Below are 19,877 nucleotides of genomic sequence, written 5' to 3' on the forward strand. Positions count from 1 at the left end.
TAAGATGTATGGAAGCCATTGCTCCGGTCGAAGCAAAATCCCCTCAGATCAAAGTCGTAGAGGACAAGGCGGTAAACGCGGCAGAGCCAAGCCCCGAGAAGATCCGGCAGGCGTTCGAAAGCGGAAAATACCCCTATGGCCGCAAGATGGCGCGGTCGACCTATGAGGCGCAGAAGGCAAGCCTACAGGCGGAGCTTTTGAAGGTTCAGCTGTGGGCGCAGGATACGGGGCAACGGTTCGTTCTGCTGTTCGAAGGCCGTGATGCCGCTGGCAAGGGTGGCACGATCAAACGGTTCATGGAGCATCTGAACCCGCGTCAGGCCCGTGTGGTTGCACTGAACAAACCAACTTGGGAAGAGAAGGGGCAATGGTATTACCAGCGCTATGTTCAGGAACTGCCGACCGTCGGCGAAATGGTGTTCTATGACCGGTCTTGGTACAACCGCGCAGGTGTCGAACGTGTGATGGGGTTCTGCTCGCCCAACGAGTATCTGGAATTCATGCGTCAGACGCCGGAACTGGAGCGGATGCTGGTGCGCTCGGGTATTCAGCTGTACAAGTACTGGTTCTCGGTCACGCAGGAAGAGCAGCAGCGCCGTTTCAAAAGCCGCGAGACCGACCCACTGAAGCAGTGGAAGCTGTCGCCGATCGACAAGGCCAGCCTTAGCAAATGGGACGACTATACCGAGGCGAAAGAGGCGATGTTCTTCTATACTGACACCGCAGACGCGCCATGGACGATCATCAAGTCGAATGACAAGAAACGTGCGCGCCTGAATTGTATGCGCCATTTCCTGTCGACGCTGGATTACCCGGGCAAGGACTTGAACGTCGTGGGGGACCCTGATCCGTTGATCGTTGGACAGGCCCACCACGTGATCCACCGGTCCGAGCATATTCTGGGCGCAACATTGCATCCGGATGCCCGCTAATCCTCAACGCGCCCGTTTTTAATGGTGAGGCGGGCGCCATAGTCTCATAGTGAAATTTTACTGATCCGCTCTTGTCCCGCGCCAAGCCCGCGCATATGGCTGGTGCAATGACAAAAGTGATGACATACCCCGCCCATTTTCGGGCGATTGCCGTGCTTGGCTTGCCGCTGGTCGGTGGCCATCTGGCGCAGTTTGCCATCGGTTTGACCGATACCATCATGTTGGGTTGGTACGGGGTCGAGGCACTTGCTGCGGTCACGTTGGCCAGCAGCTATTACTTTGTGCTGTTTTTGTTTGGGGCCGGGTTCGGCTGGGCGGTCATGCCGATGGTTGCCACAGCTGCGGCGGAAGGGGACGAAACCAGTATTCGACGCTCGACCCGCATGGGGCTTTGGCTGTCTTTGCTGTACGCAGTAGTGGTCATGCCGTTGCTGTGGTGGTCTTATCCAATCCTGATCGCCATGAAGCAGGAGCCACAGGTTGCTGAAACAGCATCAGAATATCTGCGTGTAGCTGGTTGGGGGTTGTTTCCGGCCCTTATCGTGATGGTGCTCAAATCCTACCTTGCGGCCTTGGAGCGCACGCAAATCGTTCTGTGGATTACAGTCGCGGCGGCATTTGTGAACGCGGTGACCAACTATGCGCTGATCTTCGGCAATTGGGGCGCACCGGAATTGGGTGTGATGGGTGCAGCAATCGCCTCAATCGCGACGCAGGTCGTTTCGCTCATCGCTGTCGTCATCTACGTGGTTCGAACGCTGCCGGAGCACAGCCTTTTCCAGCGTTTCTGGCGACCGGATTGGGAGATGTTCGTCAGTGTTTGGAAGCTCGGGGTTCCCATTGGCCTGACCACGTTGGCCGAGGTGTCTTTGTTTGCGACATCAGCTGTGATGATGGGCTGGTTGGGACAGGTTCCACTGGCGGCGCATGGGATCGCGCTGAACCTCGCTTCGGCCACGTTCATGGTGCATTTGGGGCTGTCAAATGCGGCCACTATCCGAGCCGGTAATGCGCTGGGACGTCGGGATCGCGCGCATCTGGAGAAAGGCGCAATTGCGGTGACAGGCATGTCTCTGGTTATGTCTGTGTTCACAGTCATCCTGTTTCTGACCTGTGCCGAACCATTGATTTCCCTGTTTATGGAGGCGGATGATCCGCAGCGTGGACAAATCCTTGCCATTGGAACCGGGTTGCTTGCCATGGCGGCGTTGTTTCAATTGGTGGACGGCGCGCAGGTCATTGCGCTGGGCCTGTTGCGCGGGTTGCAGGATGCCAAGATTCCCATGGTCATGGCAGCGCTCAGCTATTGGGTCGTGGGTATCCCGGCGTCGTACTATTTCGGTTTCGTCCGGCAGATGGATGGCATTGGAATCTGGCTGGGGCTCGTGCTTGGCTTGGCATTTGCTGCCGTGCTCCTCATGGCCCGGTTCTGGATGCATTCGGTGCGGCAAATGCCAGCAGCGGCTGAGCCTGCTTAGTCTTTACTCAGCCGATCTGCTTTTTTCCGAACCAGAACTGTGCGCAGGTCATGCATCGCCATCAGCAGCCTGTCAGTCACATCCTCAAGCTGGGCGTCGGTTGCCTTGGACTGAACCCATTGAGTAGTCAGGTTCAGATGATCGACGGCACGGTGAATGTCGTCAATGTCGCGCTGCGCCAGCAGTGCCCGGCGCTCTTCCATCCAACGGTGGATTTCGGCCTGATCCCGCTCTGAAAGGGTCCGCTGTCCTTGCGGTTTGACGTCACCATTGCGGATGTTGATGACCGCGATCTGGTCCATCTCAATCCGGCGTTGGCGATTTTCCGTATCGACCCGAAACACTGCAGCCCCGTTTTCACGGATGCGAAAGTAATATTCGGGAAGATCGGCAGACATGGTCACCTCAGTGATGCACAGAAACGCTGAATGCGGCTGCAGGCCTCGGTCAGCGCCGCATCGGACGTAGCGTAGCTGACCCGGAAATTCGGCGAAAGTCCAAAGGCAGCGCCGAAGACAACGGCAACATCTGCCTCTTCCAACAGGGCATTAGCAAAAGCTTCGTCCGTGTCGATGACCGTTCCGGCAGGAGTTGTTTTACCAATCAGCCCGGCGATTGAAGGGTAAACATAAAACGCACCCTCCGGCGTCGGGCAGGTGATGCCGTCGATCTCGTTCAGCATGCGCACAACCAGATCGCGGCGGCGTTTGAACATCTCGTTATTCGGGGCCAGAAATTCCTGCGTGCCGTTCAACGCCTCAACTGCGGCCCACTGGCTGACCGTACACGGGTTTGAGGTGGATTGAGACTGGATTTTGCGCATTGCCGCGATGATCTCGACCGGACCCGCTGCATAGCCAATGCGCCAGCCGGTCATGGCGTACGCTTTGGAAACCCCATTGCAGGTGAGTGTACGGTCATACAAGCCGGGTTCCACTTCGGCAGGCGTGCAAAACTCGAATCCGTCATAGGCGAGGTGCTCGTACATGTCGTCCGACATGATCCAGACATGCGGATGGCGCATCAGGACGTCGGTCAGCGCTTTCAACTCGTCCCGGCTATAACCGGCACCTGTCGGGTTTGAGGGTGAGTTGAAGATGAACCATTTTGTCTTTGGGGTAATCGCAGCTTCAAGCTGTTCTGCGGTCAGCTTGAAATTGTTCTCCAGCGTTGTCGCAACCATAATCGGCGTACCGCCCGCAAGCGTCACCATGTCCGGGTAGCTCACCCAATAGGGCGCTGGGATGACGACCTCGTCGCCGTGGTTCATTGTCGCCATCAGGGCGTTGTACAGCGTTTGTTTGCCGCCGGTTCCGACCGATATCTGAGCAGGGGTGTAGTCCAGGCCATGATCGCGCTTCATCTTGGCGCAGGCCGCTTGTTTGAGTTCGGGAATGCCGTCTGGCGCGGTGTACTTGGTTTTTCCTGCCGCAATAGCTGCAACAGCGGCATCTTTGATGTTCTGAGGCGTGTCGAAATCCGGTTCTCCCGCGCTCAGGCGAATGACATCGCGACCGGCGGCCTGCAGTTCAGCTGCCTTGGCTGTCATGGCGATGGTGGGCGAAGGTTTGACGCGTGACAGTGTCGCAGACAGGAAACTCATGGTCGGCCTCGGTTTGTATGTTCAACCTGACTGTCATAGGGTGCGCCCGAAAGACGTTCAAGCCGTATAGAAACTCTGAGTTGGAGATCCGAATGACTGATGAAAACGACTGGTATGGTCCGGATTCTGCAACATTTGGGGACCGTCTGGCTGGCGCGCGTGAAGCCGCCGGAATGACCCAGGCGCAATTGGCGCGACGCCTCGGTGTCAAAAAGGCGACCGTTGCTGATTGGGAAAACGACCTGTCCGAGCCGCGCGCAAACCGCCTTTCGATGATAGCCGGGATGGTCAACGTTTCGATCATGTGGCTTTTGACTGGCGAAGGCGAAGGAATGGACGCACCGGTGGACGAGGGCGAAGGCGGAGTGGAGTTATCAACCGCCGTCGCTGAGTTGCGCGCCATTCGCGGTGAAATGCGCGCCTGCGCCGAGCGCGCGGCGCGGCTTGAAAAGAAAATGCGTCTGATGTTGGAGCAACGACATTGAGCGAACAGCGGGATGTGCGCATCAAGCGTATGAAAATGCGCTCGATGCGGCGTGGGATCAAAGAGATGGATATTATTCTCTCCGCTTATGCGGATCGCAATCTCGCGGATATGGATGACGCCGGATTGGATATCTATGACGCGCTGCTTCACGAAAACGATCAGGATCTCTATCAATGGGTGACCGGACAGGTTCAGCCCCCCAGCCAGTTTGCCGATCTCGTTTCAGACATCGCACAAACGTTTCAAAAATAAAGACAATTCAAGCTTAACCGATTTTTCGGATTTTCGGTTCATCGTGTCTCAAACAGCACGACTGAATCGGAGGGTCGGATGAGTATGGAAATGAAGGTCTCCGGACCGGAAACCAAGGGGTTCATGACCAGCTACCTTGAGGCGCTGGCCCTTGTGGAGCGGTTGCACCGGTTGCTGCTGGACGTCATCAAGGATGAGTTTGAGCGCATTGGCGTTTTGGAAATCAACGCTGTGCAGGCGCTTTTGTTGTTCAACATCGGTGATCATGAGGTCACAGCCGGTGAACTGAAAAGCCGTGGCTACTATCAGGGCAGCAATGTCAGCTACAACCTCAAGAAACTGGTTGAGATGGGATACATGCACCACCAACGTTGTGAGATCGATCGCCGATCAGTGCGCGTGCGCCTGACGCCCCAAGGCCGAGAGATCCGGGAAATCGTCTCGGATTTGTTTGCCCGCCACGCCGAAGGCTTGCAGGGACGGGGCGTGCTGGAACTGGATGGCATCGAGGATATCACAACCTCTCTGCGCCGCGTGGAACGGTACTGGACCGATCAGATCAGGTATATCTATTGATCAGGGGCGCGCATCTGACAGAACGAGGCTGTCCAACTCTCGGATCAATTTGCGGGTCATGGCCTCTGCGTAGGCCTCAAACCCCAGCGCGACTTCAACGAACGCGTTTGGGCCGGAAATAACCCAGGCATTGTAATACGCCGACAGTTCCCCAACTTGCACATAGCGCCGGTCACCTGAACTTGGATCATCCGCACCGATAACAAGCCCGTTGATTGTAATGCCACTGCCGCGCAACGCTGTTCTGACATCTCTGGGATGGGGCCCAAGGTTGTGTTTGCCATCACCTGATAGATCCAAAGTTCGCCGCCAACACGTCTTTTGCTGATTCAACAACTCAGCACCAAAAGCCATCGCCGCCCCCACCGCCGTTCCTTCAGCGGTTGATCGCCTCGATGTCTGGATGAGACGCGTACTGATGGCGTTCAGATCGGCCGTGGTTTGGATATCAGTCCAGTTGAGCAGAACCCTCTCGTGCCCTGGTTCTGTCCATTCATAGACGGCCAACCTCATGGATGTTGAGCCATTCGCCACCATCAGTTGGCTGACCTCAGGATCGCGCAGAGCAGCGGCCAGGCCCTCCAGCTGCAATCTGTATTCACCGCTATCGACAGATGCCGACACATCCAGACCCAAAGCCAAGGCATGGCGACATTGCGCAAGGGCAGGCCCTGACAGCAGGAAGAGCAGCATGACCAACAAGCGCGTCTTCATTGGTCGTACACTTGTACTGCACCAATTTGCAGCCCGCTCAGTTCCCGTTCAAGTTTTCTGCGCATCGCGCGTTCGAAGTCTTCAAAACCTTGTGCGACTTCCAGAAAAGCGCCCGGGCCATGCAGGACGTTGTTTTCGAAAAAGGGGATGAGAAAAAGTTCTCCTTCAAAATCAGCGGCGTTTATCACCAGACCATTAACGACGATGTCATGACTAAAGAACCGCTGATATGCGATCTGTGGTCCATAACCGTCGTTGTTGGACCCGTCTCCTGAAAGATCGATGGTGCGAAACAGACACGAAGGCGCGGTTTGGAACAGTTCGGCCCCAAACCGTAAGGCGTGGCCCATAGCCGTGGCAGAGCCTTCATTGGACCGGATCGACTGACTTATCCGGGTCGCTGCAGCCACCAGATCTCCGTGATTTTCGATCAAGCGCCAGTTCAGGATAACGTGCTGGGTACTTTGCCCGCTCCATTCATAAACGGCCAACGCAACAGGTAGCGGAGATGAGAAGAATGCTTCTTGCACTTCAGGTGCCAGAAGCGCTGCGGCCAGTCCCTGTCGCTGCAAAATGTCTTCCGCGTCGTCGACCGAAACCGAAATGTCCATCGCAAGCGCAAGGGCCAAACGGCATTGTTCAGCCCGCAAAGGGCTGGCCAACAGGGCCAGCCCCAACTTTATGATCCAACGGATCACCAGTGGCCGGTGCTCTCCATGCTGGCCCAGGGCTCGGCTGGTTCCAGCGCGTCACCATTTTGAAGCAGCTCGACCGAGATGTTGTCCGGAGAACGGACAAAGGCCATGCGACCGTCGTGTGGTGGGCGATTGATGGTCACGCCGTTGTCCTGCAAATGCTGGCAAACCTCGTAGATGTTGTCGACACCGTATGCCAGATGGCCAAAATGCCGGCTGTCGCTGGGTAACTTATCATCGCCATCCCAGTTGTACGTCAGTTCGATTGGGGCGTCTTCCTGCCCCGGAGGCGCCATGAAGATCAGCGAGAATCGCCCGGCTTCGCTGTCATATCGACGTGTTTCCTTTAGCCCCAGCAGTTTATAAAACGCCATGGACTTTTCCAGGTCTTTCACACGGATCATAGTGTGGAGATATGTCAGCGCCATTTTGGCCATCCTTCATTGATTTGGTTTGCCAGCAACTTAGCGCACTGGTTTGGCCTGTCGAGAGCACCGAGCAGCCCAAATCGAAATTAGAGCAGGTTGCGGCATATATCGCGGTTCCGATGGCGGGGTTAGCGATATATAGTAGGGGGCGACTCATTGCCAGAAAGGAAGATTTGATGCCGCTGTCCGCTGACCAACAGGCCGAGATCGAGGCGCAACGCGCGCAATCGCATCCCACACGTCGCGTCGTTTCAGCAGGAATGGAAGACCATTTGTACACCGCGCATCAGGTTCTGGATCACGGTTTTGTCCGCGTGATCGACTATATGGGCGATGACGCCGCGATCTGTCAGGCGGCCCGTGTGTCTTATGGCAAAGGCACAAAGTCGGTTCAGAACGATGAAGGGTTGATCCGGTATCTGATGCGGCACTGGCACTCGACCCCGTTTGAGATGTGCGAAGTCAAACTGCATGTGAAACTGCCGGTTTTCGTGGCCCGCCAATGGATTCGGCACCGGACGGCAAATGTGAACGAATACTCCGCCCGGTACTCTATTCTGGATCGTGAGTTTTACATCCCCGCACCCGAACATGTGGCGGCGCAGTCAGAGGTGAACAATCAGGGCCGTGGATCAACGCTGGAAGGTGAAGAAGCCGCGCGTGTTTTGGAGATACTGAAGGCCGACAGTACCCGCTGCTATGACAATTACGAAGCCCTGATCAGCCAGGACGGGCAACAGGGGTTGGCGCGTGAGTTGGCCCGGATGAACCTTCCCGCCAATATCTATACGCAATGGTACTGGAAGGTTGACCTGCACAACCTGTTCCACTTCCTGCGCTTGCGCGCGGACCCTCATGCGCAATACGAAATCCGCGTATATGCCGATGCGATGTGCAAGATTGTCGCCGACTGGGTGCCGTTTGCTTACAAAGCCTTCGAGGATTACCGGTTGGGCGCAGTCAACCTGTCTGCTCAGATGGTAGAGAGTCTTCGGAACATGCTGGCGGGCGAGACGGTCACGCAGGAAAACTCGGGCATGACCGCCCGTGAATGGCGCGAGTTTGAAGAGATCATCCGCAAGTAAAGGCTGCCGACGCATAGCGATTGTCTATACATCTTGTCATGGAACCGTTACATTGGTTCCATGATGCGTATTTTGAAACCCGCTTTACTCTGTCTGGTATTAGGCATGGCTTTGCCCGTGCAGGCGCAGTCACCTATCGCTGAAATCCTGTGTGAACCCACACCCAGGTTGCACCAAAAGCTCAAGGGACAGTTCCGCTCCGAGCGCGTGGCCACCGGTATTCGTGGACCTGAGCAAATCATGGAGGTCTGGTCTAACCCACGCGGCGACTGGACGATGGTCGTGACCTACGCAACCGGGACGTCCTGCATCGTTGCCATGGGCGACAACTGGACTGCTCATGACAAGCCGAAGCCCGCGCGAGGGTAATGGAACAAATCCGGTGGGGGGCGGGTGACGGCCGGAAATTGGCCGCCATCCTAAGATGTTTCAACCCCGCGCAGTGCGGGGGTGTCGTTACAACGGCTTTAAATCAGCTGCCATTTGGCGGCCATCGCGTCCGTCCTGCAACTCGTACGAGACTTTTTGGTTGTCTGCGAGTCCGGTGAGGCCGGACCGTTCTACGGCCGAGATATGAACAAACACATCTTTGCCCCCTTCATCAGGGGCAATAAATCCATAGCCTTTAGTGGTATTGAACCATTTCACGGTGCCGGTTGGCATGTCCCGTGTCTCCTTCTACTTACGCATTGTCCCACAAATTGGTGGGGGCTGTGGTCAGCGTCATCGTAAACCCCACTGTTTCGCGTTCGCAGAACAGTCCAATTTACATGTTTCGCCTTTTTCAACATTGCACGGTGAAGTAAAAAATCAAGAATAACTGCCAAAAACTGGCGTGATTGCACAAAATCGAAGCACGAGCAGGAGTATCCAAGAAATGAAACTTTATGGGCTAAAGACCTGTGACACCTGTCGTAAGGCGCTGAAATCTTTGCCAGATGCGGTCTTTTTCGACGTTCGAATTGATGGCGTGCCGGATCCGGTGCTGTCGCAGGCTTTTGCCGAATTCGGCAATGCTCTGCTCAACACAAGATCAACCACTTGGCGCGGGTTGGATGAGAGTCAGCGCGCGAATGCACCGCTGGAGCTTTTGAAAGAACACCCAACCCTGATGAAGCGCCCGTTGATCGAAGCTGACGGTAAGTTGCTGTTGGGGTGGACCGCTGAAACGCGGGGTCAGCTTGGCATTTCTTAAACGGGTGCTTATCTGCCAATGGTCAAGAATGAGGATTACCTATGCGCAATGCCGCAATGATTTTGGGCGTTATTGCCGGACTGATCGGCATGATCGTCGGGTTCTTCGGGTATGCCAGGGTGGTTGTGGTTGACCATGTTGGCGAGATAGATGGCGTTCTGAGCCAAGTCGACAACCCCGGCCTGATCCAGGCCCTTTCGATCGTCGCGCCTTTGTTGGCGATTGCTGGTGGCGCTATGGCGCCTGCGCGGGCTCTGATCGGTGGGGTTTTGTTGCTGATCTCAGCAGGGGCGATGTATTACGCGTTTGGGTTTGGTGTCTTTACTATGTTTCCGATTGCCTTCGCCGGTGTGGCGGGCGTGCTTGGGCTGGCGGCAGGAAAACCGGATCAGCCCAAGGCACATTTCTAGATCATTTCAGGTGCAGGATCCGGTCAACCGAGAGCGGGCCTGAACCATGAATGACAATCACAGCCAGCAGGAATGTCCAGATTGTTCGGTCGTCCAGCAAGGTTGGGGCGTTGGTGAAATAGCTGCCCAGTTCAACACCGTGACCAGTCACGTCCACAATGGTCTGGACCCAGACAAACCCAATCATGCCTAAGGCGGCAAATCGCGACAGCAGGCCGATGACGATCAAGGCTGGCAGTAGAAATTCGGCCCATGTGCCTGCGACGGCCACAGCCCAATGGAAGATGCCCAGTTGCGAGCTGTCATAGCTGACGGCTTCCATCGCCTTGGGGAAAATTTGCACGTAGGCCCCATCCGATGGGCGCAGAAACCCAAAGATACCGCTGCCCAGTTTGGTTGTTGCCGAGTTCCAGTAGTACACAAGCAACGTTGCGGCAAAAACCAGCCGGGCCAAGCTTGGTGTGAGCCAGCCGGAGGTCACGCCCAACCGTCCCAGGGTGTTGTTGTGCAATGAGATCAGCGCAGTCATGTCTTCGGCCTTTCGATAGTCACAGAGGTTATTGCACCACCCTGTAAAAGCAGTGCCAGAGTGGTTCCGAGGTCAAATTCGGGTGTTTCAGCAGCGGTTTTTTCAAACGCCGATCCGATCGTGTCCCTATTTTGCATATGCGCGATCCAGTTTGCCCCGCCCACTGGCAGCAAATGAGGTTCCGGGTCGTATTCGGGACGCGTGATCAGCACATCCTCAGCTTGCGGTTGAGGCTTCGGGGCATCGGCCACAGAGTTAAAGCGCCAGATCGCACGGATGGGCCATTTCGACCGGATCAATTGCATAGATGGCGCAAACTGCAACCTGGCCTGCATGACCTGTTCTGGGTCTACAGCCAATGCCTCAGCCGGTGCAGGTTGGCTGTCGGCTGCGTGATAGGACCGGCGCAGCGCCAGTTCCAACCGGGCCATGTCGGGCAGGTATCCAAGGTGCGAAAGCTGCTGCATACCCGCCAGAAAATCGGGAAACGCCTCACCGTAGAACATCATAAGCGGTGAGGATGGAGGATGCTGGCGCAAGAAAATCCCTGCCAGCCCGTCCATATTCTGAGCACCCAACAGTTTAGCGATCACAGGGAACGCTTGATGCATTGCTTCGGTCAGAGAAACGGCAACGTTGTTGCGGTAGACGCTGAACCTGCGCCCAGCCGGTTGCGCGTCGGCGTCCAGCAGACCGGATGGAACCGGCGCGGAAGCATCCATCATGGCGGCGCGAAACTCGGACTGAGATACGCTCATGCCGGTACCCGGTCCAGTGCGGTCTGAGCGCGAACTGCTTCTTCGCGCAACACCGGCCAGTCGGGTACATCGGTGTCCCACTCGACCAGCAGCGGCTTGGGGCCCGACCGTTCCAGAACATAGTCGAGCAGGGCCCAGACCGGATCGACCACTTCGCGCCCATGGCTGTCGATCAGCAACGGATGGCCGTGATCATCTTCGTCCTCATCATGGCCTCCAAGATGGATTTCACCCACCTTTTCAAGCGGGTAGGCGTCTATGTAGCCTTGGGGCGAGAAGTCGAGGTTGGTGGCCGAAACAAAGACGTTGTTCACGTCCAGCAGCAAGCCACAGCCAGTACGTTTGGCAATCTCTCGCAGGAAATCGGGTTCCGACCAGGTGCTTTCTTCAAAAGCCAGATAGCTGGACGGGTTTTCAAGGAGCATCTGCTGCCCAACGGTGTCCTGCACCTGATTGATGTGCTCGCAAACTCGCGTCAGCGTCTCGTCCGTGTAAGGAAGCGGCAGCAGGTCGTTGTAAAAATGGCTTTCGTGGGTGGACCAGGCCAGATGTTCGGAAAAGCTCGCGGGTTTCAACCAGCCGATCAAGTGTTTCAGTCGGGCAAGGTGGTCTGGGTCCAAGGGGCCTTCGCCACCTATGGACAGTCCAACGCCATGGACTGAAATCGGAAAATGTTCGGACAGGTGGCGCAGCTGTGCCAAGGGGCGCCCACCATCGCCCATATAGTTCTCGGCGTGAATTTCCAGCCATGCAACAGGCTGCGCGTGTTCAAGTATCTGAGCGAAGTGTCGCGGCTTGTACCCTACACCCGGCGCTGCGGGCAGGCGATTCGAGCGGAGCGCATTATCCAACATGGGTCAGTTCCTTGATCACGAAAAGGAAGGGGCGGGCGATCTGGCCCGCCCCTCTGAATTCGTTTGGTCGACCTTATGCCGGCAGGTCGCGATCCAGTGCTTCCAGCGAACCTTTCCGCGGGGTGCCGTCTGCTTCGGCTGGCAATTCGATGTCCGCACATGTTCCGGCGTCAACCAGGGTCCATGCGTTGCCCTGATAGTCAACGGTCGAGGTGCCCGCGCATGTGGTGCCGGGGCCTGCGGCGCAGTCGTTCTGACCGGCCAGCGATACGCCATAGCATTTTTCTTTGGCTTGCGCGGTTGCTGTGGTTGCAGCGCCCGATACGGCGGCTGCGACTGCGGTTGCGATAACCAGGGACTTAGCTGTGTTCGACATCTCGGTAATCCTCTTGATGACAGGGTATGTCTGCTTGTGACACTGACAAAACTAGTGGCTTGTCGGCCAGAGTTGAATTCACGAGCCCGTGTCTCACAAGCGCGTCAGGGGGCGGCACGCCCTCTTGAAGCCTAATACATTGTTTTTGATGAAGAAAGAGTGAAATGTTACAATCCGGCCCCGTTTCAAGGGCCGGATTTCCAGCGGTATGCCGCTGATTGTTACAGCAGATCTGGTGGTGTGGCGGCGTGCGAAAGCTCATTTGTTACAACATCAAGCGGTTGAACCTGCGTCTGTTTTTCACCCAGACGCCGGACGCTGACGGTGCGTTCTTCAACTTCGCGGTGACCAACGGCCAGAATCACCGGCACTTTGCCAACCGAGTGCTCGCGGACCTTGTAGTTGATCTTTTCGTTGCGAATATCTGCTTCGGCCCGCACACCGGCGGCGCGCAGGGTTTCAACAACTTCGGCAACATAGGCGTCGGCCTCGGACGTGATCGAGGCGACCACGACCTGACGCGGGGCCAGCCAGAAAGGCAGCTTGCCTGCGTGTTCCTCGATCAGAATGCCGATGAAACGTTCGAACGAACCCAAAGTTGCCCGGTGCAACATCACAGGGCGGTGTTTGCCGCCGTCGGCTCCGATATAAGTCGCATCCAGACGTTCGGGCAGAACAAAGTCCACTTGGTGCGTTCCGCACTGCCAGTCACGGCCGATTGCATCGGTCAGAACAAATTCAAGCTTCGGGCCGTAGAACGCGCCTTCACCGGGGTTGAGTTCCGGTTCGATCCCCGCCGCACGGGTCGCGCTGAGCAGGGCGGCTTCGGCCTTGTCCCAAACCTCATCCGATCCAGAGCGCTTTTCGGGCCTATCCGAAAATTTGACCGAGAAGTTTTCGAACCCGAGGTCTTTGTAGATTTCGGAAAGGAAACGAATGAACTCGGCAGTCTCGGATTCAATCTGATCCTCGGTGCAGAAGATGTGACCATCATCCTGCGTAAAGCCGCGCACGCGCATGATGCCGTGCAGGGCACCTGACGGCTCATAACGGTTGCACGATCCGAATTCTGCCATCCGCAGCGGCAGGTCGCGATAAGACTTCAGACCCTGGTTGAAAATTTGTACGTGGCAAGGGCAGTTCATCGGTTTCAGGGCATTGATAGCCTTTTCACGCGCATGTTCTTCGTCCACTTCGACGATAAACATGTTTTCCTGATATTTGTCCCAGTGACCCGAGGCTTCCCACAGTTTGCGGTCAACGACCTGAGGGGTGTTGACTTCGACATAGCCGCCTTTGCGTTGCTGGCGGCGCATGTAGTCCTGCAATTGCGTGTAGACGGTCCAACCGTTGGGATGCCAGAAGATCTGGCCGGGGGCCTCTTCCTGCATGTGGAACAGGTCCATTTCACGACCAAGCTTGCGGTGGTCGCGTTTGGCAGCCTCTTCCAACATGTGCAGGTGGGCTTTTAGCTTTTCCTTTCCTGTGAAGGCCACGCCGTAGATGCGCTGCAGCATCGCGCGGTCACTGTCGCCACGCCAATAGGCGCCAGCGATTGACATCAGCTTGAACGCGTCGCCCGGCACCTGGCCGGTGTGTTGCAGGTGCGGGCCACGGCATAGGTCCTGCCAATGACCGTGCCAGTACATGCGCAGCGGTTCGTCGCCCGGGATGGATTCGATCAGTTCGACCTTATAGGGTTCGTTGTTGGCCTTATAGAATTCGATCGCGCGGTCACGGTCCCAAACCTCGGTGGTCACGGGATCGCGCTTGTTGATGATCTCTTTCATCTTTTTCTCGATCAGGCCAAGATCTTCGGGCGTGAACGGTTCCGCTCGGTCAAAGTCATAGTACCAGCCGTTTTCGATCACGGGGCCGATGGTGACCTTAGTGGCGGGCCAGATTTCCTGAACGGCGCGCGCCATGATGTGAGCCAGATCGTGACGGATCAGCTCATTGGCTTGTTCTTCATCCTTCATGGTGTGGATGGCGATCTGGGCGTCAGCGTCAATGGGCCATTGCAGATCCCAGTGTTGGCCATCTACCGTGGCCGAGATGGCCTTTTTGGCCAATGAAGTTGAAATATCTGCAGCCACCTGAGCAGGTGTAACGCCTGCGTCATAAGTGCGTGCATTGCCATCGGGAAAGGTGAGAGAGACGGATTTTGAATCCAGGGCCATATCGGCTCTCCTCGTCGGTTTGGCGCCCACTGAACGCCCGGTTGCGGGTTATTTGCGTTCGGCTCGTTTGGCAGGTGGTTGATCCTGTGTCAAGGGCAGGAGCGAGGGGCCAGCCCCTCGCGCACCCCGAGGTATTTTGAGCCAGATGAAGAGGGATCCGGGAATTGCACTTGGGTACGTGGCGTGCATGATGCTGCGAAAGGAAAGAGGATTTCATGGCAGCAACAAATTTTCTGGAGACGGCGCAAAGCCGCCGGTTGGCCTATCACAAAAGTGAGGGTGCGGGCCCGACCATCGTTTTCCTGGGCGGGCTGATGTCGGATATGGAAGGCACCAAGGCGGTTCATCTGGAGGCTTGGGCACAGGCGCGAGGGCAGGCATTCTTGCGGTTTGACTATTCGGGGCACGGAGAAAGCTCGGAAGCGTTTACCGATGGGTGCATCGGCGATTGGCACGAAGATACTGTAGCGGCCGTGACGGCGTTGACTGATGGGCCGTTGATTGTTGTGGGATCCTCCATGGGGGGGTGGCAGGCGTTGTTGTTGGCTAAGGCGATGCCGGACCGGATTGCGGGCATGGTCACAATTGCTGCTGCGCCGGACTTCACAGAAGACGGCTACTGGGCGGCATTCAGCGACGAGCAAAAGGCGATGCTGGATAAAGTTGGTCACGTGGAACTGCCTTCTGACTATATGGAACCCTACATCATCACCAAACAAATGATCGAAGACGGGCGGCAGCGATTGGTTCTACGGGATCCGCTTCATCTGCCCTTCCCGGTGCGTTTTCTTCAGGGAACGGCGGATACGGCGGTGTCGACGGAAACCGCAGTGCGGCTATTGGATCACGCGACCGGGCCGAATATGCGCCTTTTGCTGGTCAAGGATGCGGATCATCGCTTTTCGGACGGTCCCTGTCTGGGGCTGATTGAAGACGCGGTGCTGGATGTGGTGGGAGGCGTCTGATGCAGCGTTTGGGCTGGTTGCTTGGGCGGTTTCTGTTGGCGTTGATTGTCGTCGGCGGCCTCATCTATTGGTTCGGGCCGCGCGAGGAGGTGGATTTGCACCCAACATTCGACTCTCGCAAGTTTGGTGAAGGTGTTCAGGTCTATTTCGAAAGCACTGAATCAGCTTTTGACGATATTGTTCCAGGCGTTGAGAAGCGTGTGGTCTGGCAGGAAGGTTTCAAGGAGCAGCGCACACCTTACTCTGTGCTCTATATCCATGGGTTTTCTGCAAGTTCCGAAGAAATCCGTCCGGTGCCTGATCTGGTCGCCGATGCGCTTGGGGCAAACCTTGTCTACATGCGCCTGCAGGGTCATGGCCGAGATGGATCTGCCATGGCGGAAGGCACGGCGTCAGGTTGGATGCAGGACACTGCCGAAGGGTTGGCTGCGGCGCGGGCGGTTGGCGACAAGGTGATCGTTATCTCAACCTCTACCGGTGGTACTTTGGCGGCGGCTGCAGCGCTTGACGCGGATCTTAGCAAAGATGTTGCCGCAATGGTCTTTGTGTCGCCGAATTTTGGCGTGAATACTGCCGCGGCGTGGGTGCCGACGCTGCCTTGGGCCCGGGATTGGTTACCGATCCTTATGGGGCCAGAGCGAGATGTGTCCGGACCGGATCCAGAGAAGAACACGTATTGGTCCGCCGTCTATCCTTGGGAAGCCGTCGTTCCGATGTCCGTTCTGGTTGATGTCGTTTATGCGTTGGATTTTTCCGAAGCTCTGGTGCCAGCCTTGTTTTGGTTTTCGGACGATGATCAGGTTGTGCGTCCCGACAAGACACATAAAGTCGCCGAAGCCTGGGGCGCTTCAGCAACGGTCGAGTTGGTCACAATGGGGCCAGGAGACGATCCCGCATCACATGTCATTGCCGGGCGGCTGATGTCGCCGGGGCAGACCGATGCCGCCGTTGAGAGTATCCTGACTTGGTTGAAAGAACTGGGGATAGAGTAAAGCCCAACCGAAATTGAGGAGGCAAAATGCGAAAGCCGGGCAGCATGTGGAGTTTAGAGACCTTGGGTCGCGTTCGCTTGTCCCGGCATTTCTTCATGCGCGATTTTCTGTATTCGGAGATCGGCAATTTCCACCAAAAGCAGAATATTCCCGACAATCCGGACCTGGCGATCGAGACGGGGCGCGCGTTTTGCGAAACACTGCTGGACCCGTTGGAGGAAACCTTTGGCCGTGTCGCCGTGCGATCAGGGTACAGGTCGCCGTCTTTGAACCGGTTCGGCAATGAAAATCGGCTGAACTGCGCCCGCAATGACAACCGGCTGGAGTGCCATATCTGGGATCGCGGCGAATGCGATGCGCGAATTGCAGGAGCTTCTATCGTGATCCCTTGGTTTGCAGATCACTACGCGCAAGGGCGGGACTGGCGCGATTTGGCGTGGTGGATGCACGATCACCTGACCTATTCCGAGATTTGGTTTTTTCCCAAGCTTTGCGCATTCAATTTGGTGTGGCGGCCTAAGCCGCTGCGCAGGATTGACAGCTATATCGACCCGCGGGGCTGTCTGTTGAAGCCGGGGGCTGACCCCGATGAAGACAGATCCAAACGTCAGCTCCGGTACGCGGATTTCCCTGCGTTTCGCGGAATTGCCTATCCATAAGGTTTCCCTTGCCCGACTGCGGCAAACCTTTCATCCTGACAGAAAAGGGAAGGGCTCGGAAAACCGATTAAATGGAGGCCCCGCGTGATCGAGCCGCTGGTGTTCTTGCCTGGGTTGATGTGTGATGCCCGACTGTTTCGCCCTCAGATCGAGCTGTTGTCGCGTGCGCGGTCTGTGACTGTCGCACCTGTGTCTGGCGGCGAGCGCATTGAAGAAATCGCCTCGGGGTTGCTTGACCAACTACCACATCGTTTTGCGCTTGCCGGGCACAGTATGGGGGGCGTGGTGGCTTTGGAACTTGTGCGTAGGGCGCCGGAACGGATTTCTCGGCTGTGTCTGATGGCCACCGATGCGCAGGCTGATACACCGCAAATGGCGGCCAGTCGGGAAGATTTGATCATTGGTGCGCAAGGCGGTCGTCTGGAAGAGATGATGCGCAAACTTGTGGGATCCGACGCCTTGGCGCCGGGGCCTCGGCGCATCCCCATTCTGAACGATTTTTTAGCGATGGCAGAGGGGTTGGGTGCCGAAGTGTTCGTGCGCCAGATGCGAGCCTTGCAACGACGACCTGATCAGCAAGCAGCATTACGGAAAATCAAGGTGCCGACACTGGTGCTATGCGGCGCACATGACACTCTTGCACCGGTCAGACGACATTCGTTTATGGCTGATTTGTTACCGGAGGCCGAAATGCTTGCTCTTCAAAACGCAGGTCATCTTTTGACCCTTGAAGCGCCTGACCACGTGAACGAAGCCCTGCAAACTTGGCTGAATGCTCAGCTTCCGTTCGACTATGGATAGAGCGCTGCGCGTTCGTTTTTCGTTATCAGCAACGGCGTCGCAACGGGTTCGCCGGATTTCGGGTCGAAGAAAGGTGTGTTCTTCCAGCGCCCAGACAGACGCGAAGCTGCAACGCGACGCATCAGACCGAAGGCCGCAAACCTGATTTTCTCGTGTTTCTGTTTTCCATCGGGTTGGGGCACAAATCCGCGCGTTGTGACGGGACCCAGGACCGAAATGTCGTCGGTGATCCTGCGAACCAGAAATCCGGCAAAGGGAAAACTTGCGCGTGGTGGCGTTGTTGCCAGCGGGGCATTGCAGCAACTGGCGTACCATCGCAGCATCCCGTTGGGGCCAAGCTTCATCGCCGCCAAAAATTGACTGCCGGAGGAGATTTCGATCTCTTCCGGTGCCATCTGCAGTATGTCGACAGGTCCGGGGGCTGGGTCCGGTTGTTTGAAATACAGCTGTGCGGCGCGGCAATCGTGGCAAAAACAGGAGACATGAGTCCCTTGCCGAACACCCCTTGCGGAAATGTGCCCCTGCAACTTTCCGCACTGGCAGGAAAAGGCGAGGCCGCAATGCGCAGGCTCGCTCATTCCGTTTTACGCGACTTTGTTGGTGTTGGCAGCGCGGCGACGTGGCTTGCGGCTGTTTTCATTCATGAAATCAATCACAAGCGGGCGGATGTTGTCACGCCAGCTGCGGCCTGCGAAGATGCCGTAGTGACCTGCGCCGGGTTCCACATGGCTTGCCTTCTTGCTGTCAGGCAGGCCGGTGCACAGTTCAAGCGCGGCGATGCACTGACCGGGTGCTGAAATATCGTCATTTGCCCCTTCGACAGTTTTCACTGCAACATCCGTGATCTTGGACATGTCCACCTTGTGACCGGCGACGACAAACTCATTCCGCGCAATCTCGCGGTTCTTGAAGACACGCTCGACAGTCGAAAGATAAAACTCGGCGGTCATGTCCATGACGGCCAGATATTCATCATAGAACCGGTTGTGGGCGTCCATGTCCGAGGCTTCGTCCCGGATAACGCGTTGAATCTGATCCGAAAAAGCCTTGGAATGGCGTTCGGCGTTCATCGACATGAAAGATGCAAGCTGCAACAGGCCGGGATAGACCATGCGACCGACGCCTTTGTATTTGAAGCCGACACGCTGGATCATGGTTTCTTCCAACTGACCCATGGTCACGCGCCGTCCGAAATCGGTCACGTCGGTGGGGGTCGCATCCGGGTCGACCGGGCCGCCAATCAAGGTCAAGGTGCTGGGTTGTGCTTTCGGTTCCACTTCGGCCAGGTAGGCTGTGGCCGCAAGGGTCAGAGGGGCCGGTTGACAGACTGCAACAACATGCGTTTCTGGGCCCAACTCTTTCATAAAATCGACAAGATAGAGGGTGTAATCCTCTACATCGAACTTGCCCGCAGACACAGGGATATCGCGCGCATTATGCCAGTCGGTGATGTAGACTTCGCAATTGACCAGAAGGCTTTTGACGGTCGAACGCAGCAGCGTTGCGTAGTGGCCCGACATGGGCGCGACCAGCAGCACCTTGCGCGGTTGTTCTTCGCGGCCGTTGACGCGGAAATGGACCAGATCGCCGAATGGGCGTTCCAGAACAGTTGTAATCTCAACCAGGTGGTCCTTGCCGTCTTCACAAGTGAAGGTGCGGATACCCCAGTCAGGTTTCACAACCATGCGCTGGAACGTACGCTCAGTCACCTCACCCCAGGCGGCCATCCAGTTGAAAGCCGGGTTGGGCACCATCGAAAACATTGGGTAAGAGGCCATCGCGCTGGCTGTTGCCCCAAGCCATTGGTTGGTGTTGCGCATGGTTTCCATAAGGTCGTAGGTCATCATGTAGCGCATAAATGGGGCCTCCTGAGTGTCAGTCTGAAAGTTCGGACCATTCGTCGCTTTG

General features: G+C 56.6%; 26 protein-coding genes. 13 read left to right on the top strand and 13 right to left on the bottom strand.

Annotated features, from left to right (window positions below):
* Positions 1-8 precede the first annotated feature (8 nt).
* A complete protein-coding gene (gene ppk2, locus ACXADZ_RS06085) occupies positions 9-932 on the top strand; it encodes a polyphosphate kinase 2 (RefSeq protein WP_475193738.1) in 924 nt (307 codons plus the stop codon).
* Between the two features lie 107 nt (positions 933-1,039).
* Positions 1,040-2,410 (top strand): MATE family efflux transporter, encoded by a 1,371-nt coding sequence (locus ACXADZ_RS06090; RefSeq protein ID WP_171090912.1) that lies wholly within the window; start codon positions 1,040-1,042, stop codon positions 2,408-2,410.
* Here the strand turns inward: ACXADZ_RS06090 and ACXADZ_RS06095 are convergent.
* Complete coding sequence (locus ACXADZ_RS06095) at positions 2,407-2,808, bottom strand: hypothetical protein (RefSeq protein ID WP_171090910.1); 402 nt, start codon at positions 2,806-2,808, stop codon at positions 2,407-2,409. The two genes, ACXADZ_RS06090 and ACXADZ_RS06095, sit on opposite strands and share 4 nt — an antisense overlap.
* A 2-nt stretch (positions 2,809-2,810) precedes the next feature.
* Positions 2,811-4,013: a pyridoxal phosphate-dependent aminotransferase gene (locus ACXADZ_RS06100; protein ID WP_475193741.1), complete on the bottom strand. Its 1,203-nt coding sequence runs from the start codon at positions 4,011-4,013 to the stop codon at positions 2,811-2,813.
* A gap of 92 nt (positions 4,014-4,105) precedes the next feature.
* On the opposite strand from ACXADZ_RS06100, the gene ACXADZ_RS06105 reads away from it, so the two are divergent.
* The 3 genes from ACXADZ_RS06105 (at position 4,106) to ACXADZ_RS06115 (ending at position 5,328) form a co-directional block, all read left to right on the top strand.
* The gene (locus ACXADZ_RS06105; protein WP_171185995.1) at positions 4,106-4,498 is read left to right on the top strand and encodes a helix-turn-helix domain-containing protein; all 393 of its coding nucleotides are present in this window, start codon (positions 4,106-4,108) and stop codon (positions 4,496-4,498) included.
* A gap of 29 nt (positions 4,499-4,527) precedes the next feature.
* Positions 4,528-4,752, top strand: coding sequence for a succinate dehydrogenase assembly factor 2 (locus tag ACXADZ_RS06110; protein WP_171091216.1), 225 nt, complete (start codon positions 4,528-4,530; stop codon positions 4,750-4,752).
* Positions 4,753-4,830: 78 nt separating this feature from the next.
* Positions 4,831-5,328: a MarR family winged helix-turn-helix transcriptional regulator gene (locus tag ACXADZ_RS06115; RefSeq protein ID WP_475193745.1), complete on the top strand. Its 498-nt coding sequence runs from the start codon at positions 4,831-4,833 to the stop codon at positions 5,326-5,328.
* Here ACXADZ_RS06115 and ACXADZ_RS06120 read toward each other — a convergent pair whose 3' ends face one another.
* From ACXADZ_RS06120 to ACXADZ_RS06130, 3 genes are read right to left on the bottom strand one after another with little or no spacing between them, the layout of a single operon-like run.
* Positions 5,329-6,042: a DUF1194 domain-containing protein gene (locus ACXADZ_RS06120; protein WP_475193748.1), complete on the bottom strand. Its 714-nt coding sequence runs from the start codon at positions 6,040-6,042 to the stop codon at positions 5,329-5,331.
* Positions 6,039-6,740: a DUF1194 domain-containing protein gene (locus ACXADZ_RS06125; protein ID WP_171668569.1), complete on the bottom strand. Its 702-nt coding sequence runs from the start codon at positions 6,738-6,740 to the stop codon at positions 6,039-6,041. The genes ACXADZ_RS06120 and ACXADZ_RS06125 overlap by 4 nt, the downstream gene beginning before the upstream one ends.
* Positions 6,737-7,165, bottom strand: coding sequence for a VOC family protein (locus ACXADZ_RS06130; protein WP_475193751.1), 429 nt, complete (start codon positions 7,163-7,165; stop codon positions 6,737-6,739). The genes ACXADZ_RS06125 and ACXADZ_RS06130 overlap by 4 nt, the downstream gene beginning before the upstream one ends.
* A 176-nt stretch (positions 7,166-7,341) precedes the next feature.
* Here ACXADZ_RS06130 and thyX point away from each other — a divergent pair, with 176 nt between their 5' ends.
* Both thyX and ACXADZ_RS06140 read left to right on the top strand, forming a co-directional pair.
* Positions 7,342-8,250 (top strand): FAD-dependent thymidylate synthase, encoded by a 909-nt coding sequence (gene thyX / locus ACXADZ_RS06135; protein WP_171090900.1) that lies wholly within the window; start codon positions 7,342-7,344, stop codon positions 8,248-8,250.
* Positions 8,251-8,355: 105 nt separating this feature from the next.
* Positions 8,356-8,619, top strand: a complete 264-nt coding sequence (locus ACXADZ_RS06140) for a hypothetical protein (protein WP_475193754.1) — start codon at positions 8,356-8,358, stop codon at positions 8,617-8,619.
* An 87-nt stretch (positions 8,620-8,706) separates the two neighbouring features.
* Here ACXADZ_RS06140 and ACXADZ_RS06145 read toward each other — a convergent pair whose 3' ends face one another.
* Complete coding sequence (locus tag ACXADZ_RS06145; RefSeq protein WP_008758035.1) at positions 8,707-8,913, bottom strand: cold-shock protein; 207 nt, start codon at positions 8,911-8,913, stop codon at positions 8,707-8,709.
* 214 nt (positions 8,914-9,127) lie between these two features.
* Between ACXADZ_RS06145 and ACXADZ_RS06150 the strand changes: the two genes are divergently transcribed.
* Positions 9,128-9,445 (top strand): ArsC/Spx/MgsR family protein, encoded by a 318-nt coding sequence (locus tag ACXADZ_RS06150; protein ID WP_475193756.1) that lies wholly within the window; start codon positions 9,128-9,130, stop codon positions 9,443-9,445.
* A 41-nt stretch (positions 9,446-9,486) separates the two neighbouring features.
* Positions 9,487-9,855 (top strand): hypothetical protein, encoded by a 369-nt coding sequence (locus tag ACXADZ_RS06155; protein WP_171090895.1) that lies wholly within the window; start codon positions 9,487-9,489, stop codon positions 9,853-9,855.
* Position 9,856: 1 nt separating this feature from the next.
* Here ACXADZ_RS06155 and ACXADZ_RS06160 read toward each other — a convergent pair whose 3' ends face one another.
* From ACXADZ_RS06160 to thrS, 5 genes are all read right to left on the bottom strand, one after another.
* Positions 9,857-10,384: a DoxX family protein gene (locus ACXADZ_RS06160; RefSeq protein WP_475193759.1), complete on the bottom strand. Its 528-nt coding sequence runs from the start codon at positions 10,382-10,384 to the stop codon at positions 9,857-9,859.
* Positions 10,381-11,142 (bottom strand): HvfC/BufC family peptide modification chaperone, encoded by a 762-nt coding sequence (locus ACXADZ_RS06165; protein ID WP_475193762.1) that lies wholly within the window; start codon positions 11,140-11,142, stop codon positions 10,381-10,383. The genes ACXADZ_RS06160 and ACXADZ_RS06165 overlap by 4 nt, the downstream gene beginning before the upstream one ends.
* Positions 11,139-11,996 carry an MNIO family bufferin maturase gene (gene bufB / locus ACXADZ_RS06170; protein ID WP_475193767.1) on the bottom strand — a complete coding sequence of 286 codons (858 nt, stop codon included), beginning with the start codon at positions 11,994-11,996 and terminating at the stop codon, positions 11,139-11,141. Before bufB ends, ACXADZ_RS06165 begins: the two co-directional genes overlap by 4 nt.
* A 73-nt stretch (positions 11,997-12,069) precedes the next feature.
* On the bottom strand, positions 12,070-12,372 hold the full coding sequence (locus ACXADZ_RS06175; protein ID WP_171090883.1) for a BufA1 family periplasmic bufferin-type metallophore: 303 nt from the start codon (positions 12,370-12,372) through the stop codon (positions 12,070-12,072).
* A 221-nt stretch (positions 12,373-12,593) separates the two neighbouring features.
* On the bottom strand, positions 12,594-14,552 hold the full coding sequence (gene thrS / locus ACXADZ_RS06180) for a threonine--tRNA ligase (protein WP_475193769.1): 1,959 nt from the start codon (positions 14,550-14,552) through the stop codon (positions 12,594-12,596).
* A 215-nt stretch (positions 14,553-14,767) separates the two neighbouring features.
* Here thrS and ACXADZ_RS06185 point away from each other — a divergent pair, with 215 nt between their 5' ends.
* The 4 genes from ACXADZ_RS06185 to ACXADZ_RS06200 all read left to right on the top strand — a co-directional run bounded on the left by ACXADZ_RS06185 (position 14,768) and on the right by ACXADZ_RS06200 (position 17,969).
* Entirely contained in the window at positions 14,768-15,517 is a 750-nt protein-coding gene (locus tag ACXADZ_RS06185) for an alpha/beta fold hydrolase (protein ID WP_475193772.1), read from the top strand.
* Positions 15,517-16,509 (top strand): alpha/beta hydrolase, encoded by a 993-nt coding sequence (locus ACXADZ_RS06190; protein ID WP_475193774.1) that lies wholly within the window; start codon positions 15,517-15,519, stop codon positions 16,507-16,509. Before ACXADZ_RS06185 ends, ACXADZ_RS06190 begins: the two co-directional genes overlap by 1 nt.
* A 44-nt stretch (positions 16,510-16,553) precedes the next feature.
* Positions 16,554-17,168: a hypothetical protein gene (locus ACXADZ_RS06195; protein WP_475198504.1), complete on the top strand. Its 615-nt coding sequence runs from the start codon at positions 16,554-16,556 to the stop codon at positions 17,166-17,168.
* A gap of 84 nt (positions 17,169-17,252) precedes the next feature.
* Complete coding sequence (locus ACXADZ_RS06200) at positions 17,253-17,969, top strand: alpha/beta fold hydrolase (RefSeq protein WP_475193776.1); 717 nt, start codon at positions 17,253-17,255, stop codon at positions 17,967-17,969.
* On the opposite strand, the gene ACXADZ_RS06205 is transcribed toward ACXADZ_RS06200, so the two are convergent.
* The gene (locus ACXADZ_RS06205; protein ID WP_475193781.1) at positions 17,960-18,547 is read right to left on the bottom strand and encodes a DUF6151 family protein; all 588 of its coding nucleotides are present in this window, start codon (positions 18,545-18,547) and stop codon (positions 17,960-17,962) included. The two genes, ACXADZ_RS06200 and ACXADZ_RS06205, sit on opposite strands and share 10 nt — an antisense overlap.
* A 6-nt stretch (positions 18,548-18,553) precedes the next feature.
* Entirely contained in the window at positions 18,554-19,825 is a 1,272-nt protein-coding gene (gene phaZ, locus ACXADZ_RS06210) for a polyhydroxyalkanoate depolymerase (protein ID WP_475193785.1), read from the bottom strand.
* Positions 19,826-19,877: the final 52 nt, after the last annotated feature.

This window comes from Ruegeria sp. ABM4_193 (assembly GCF_056158705.1).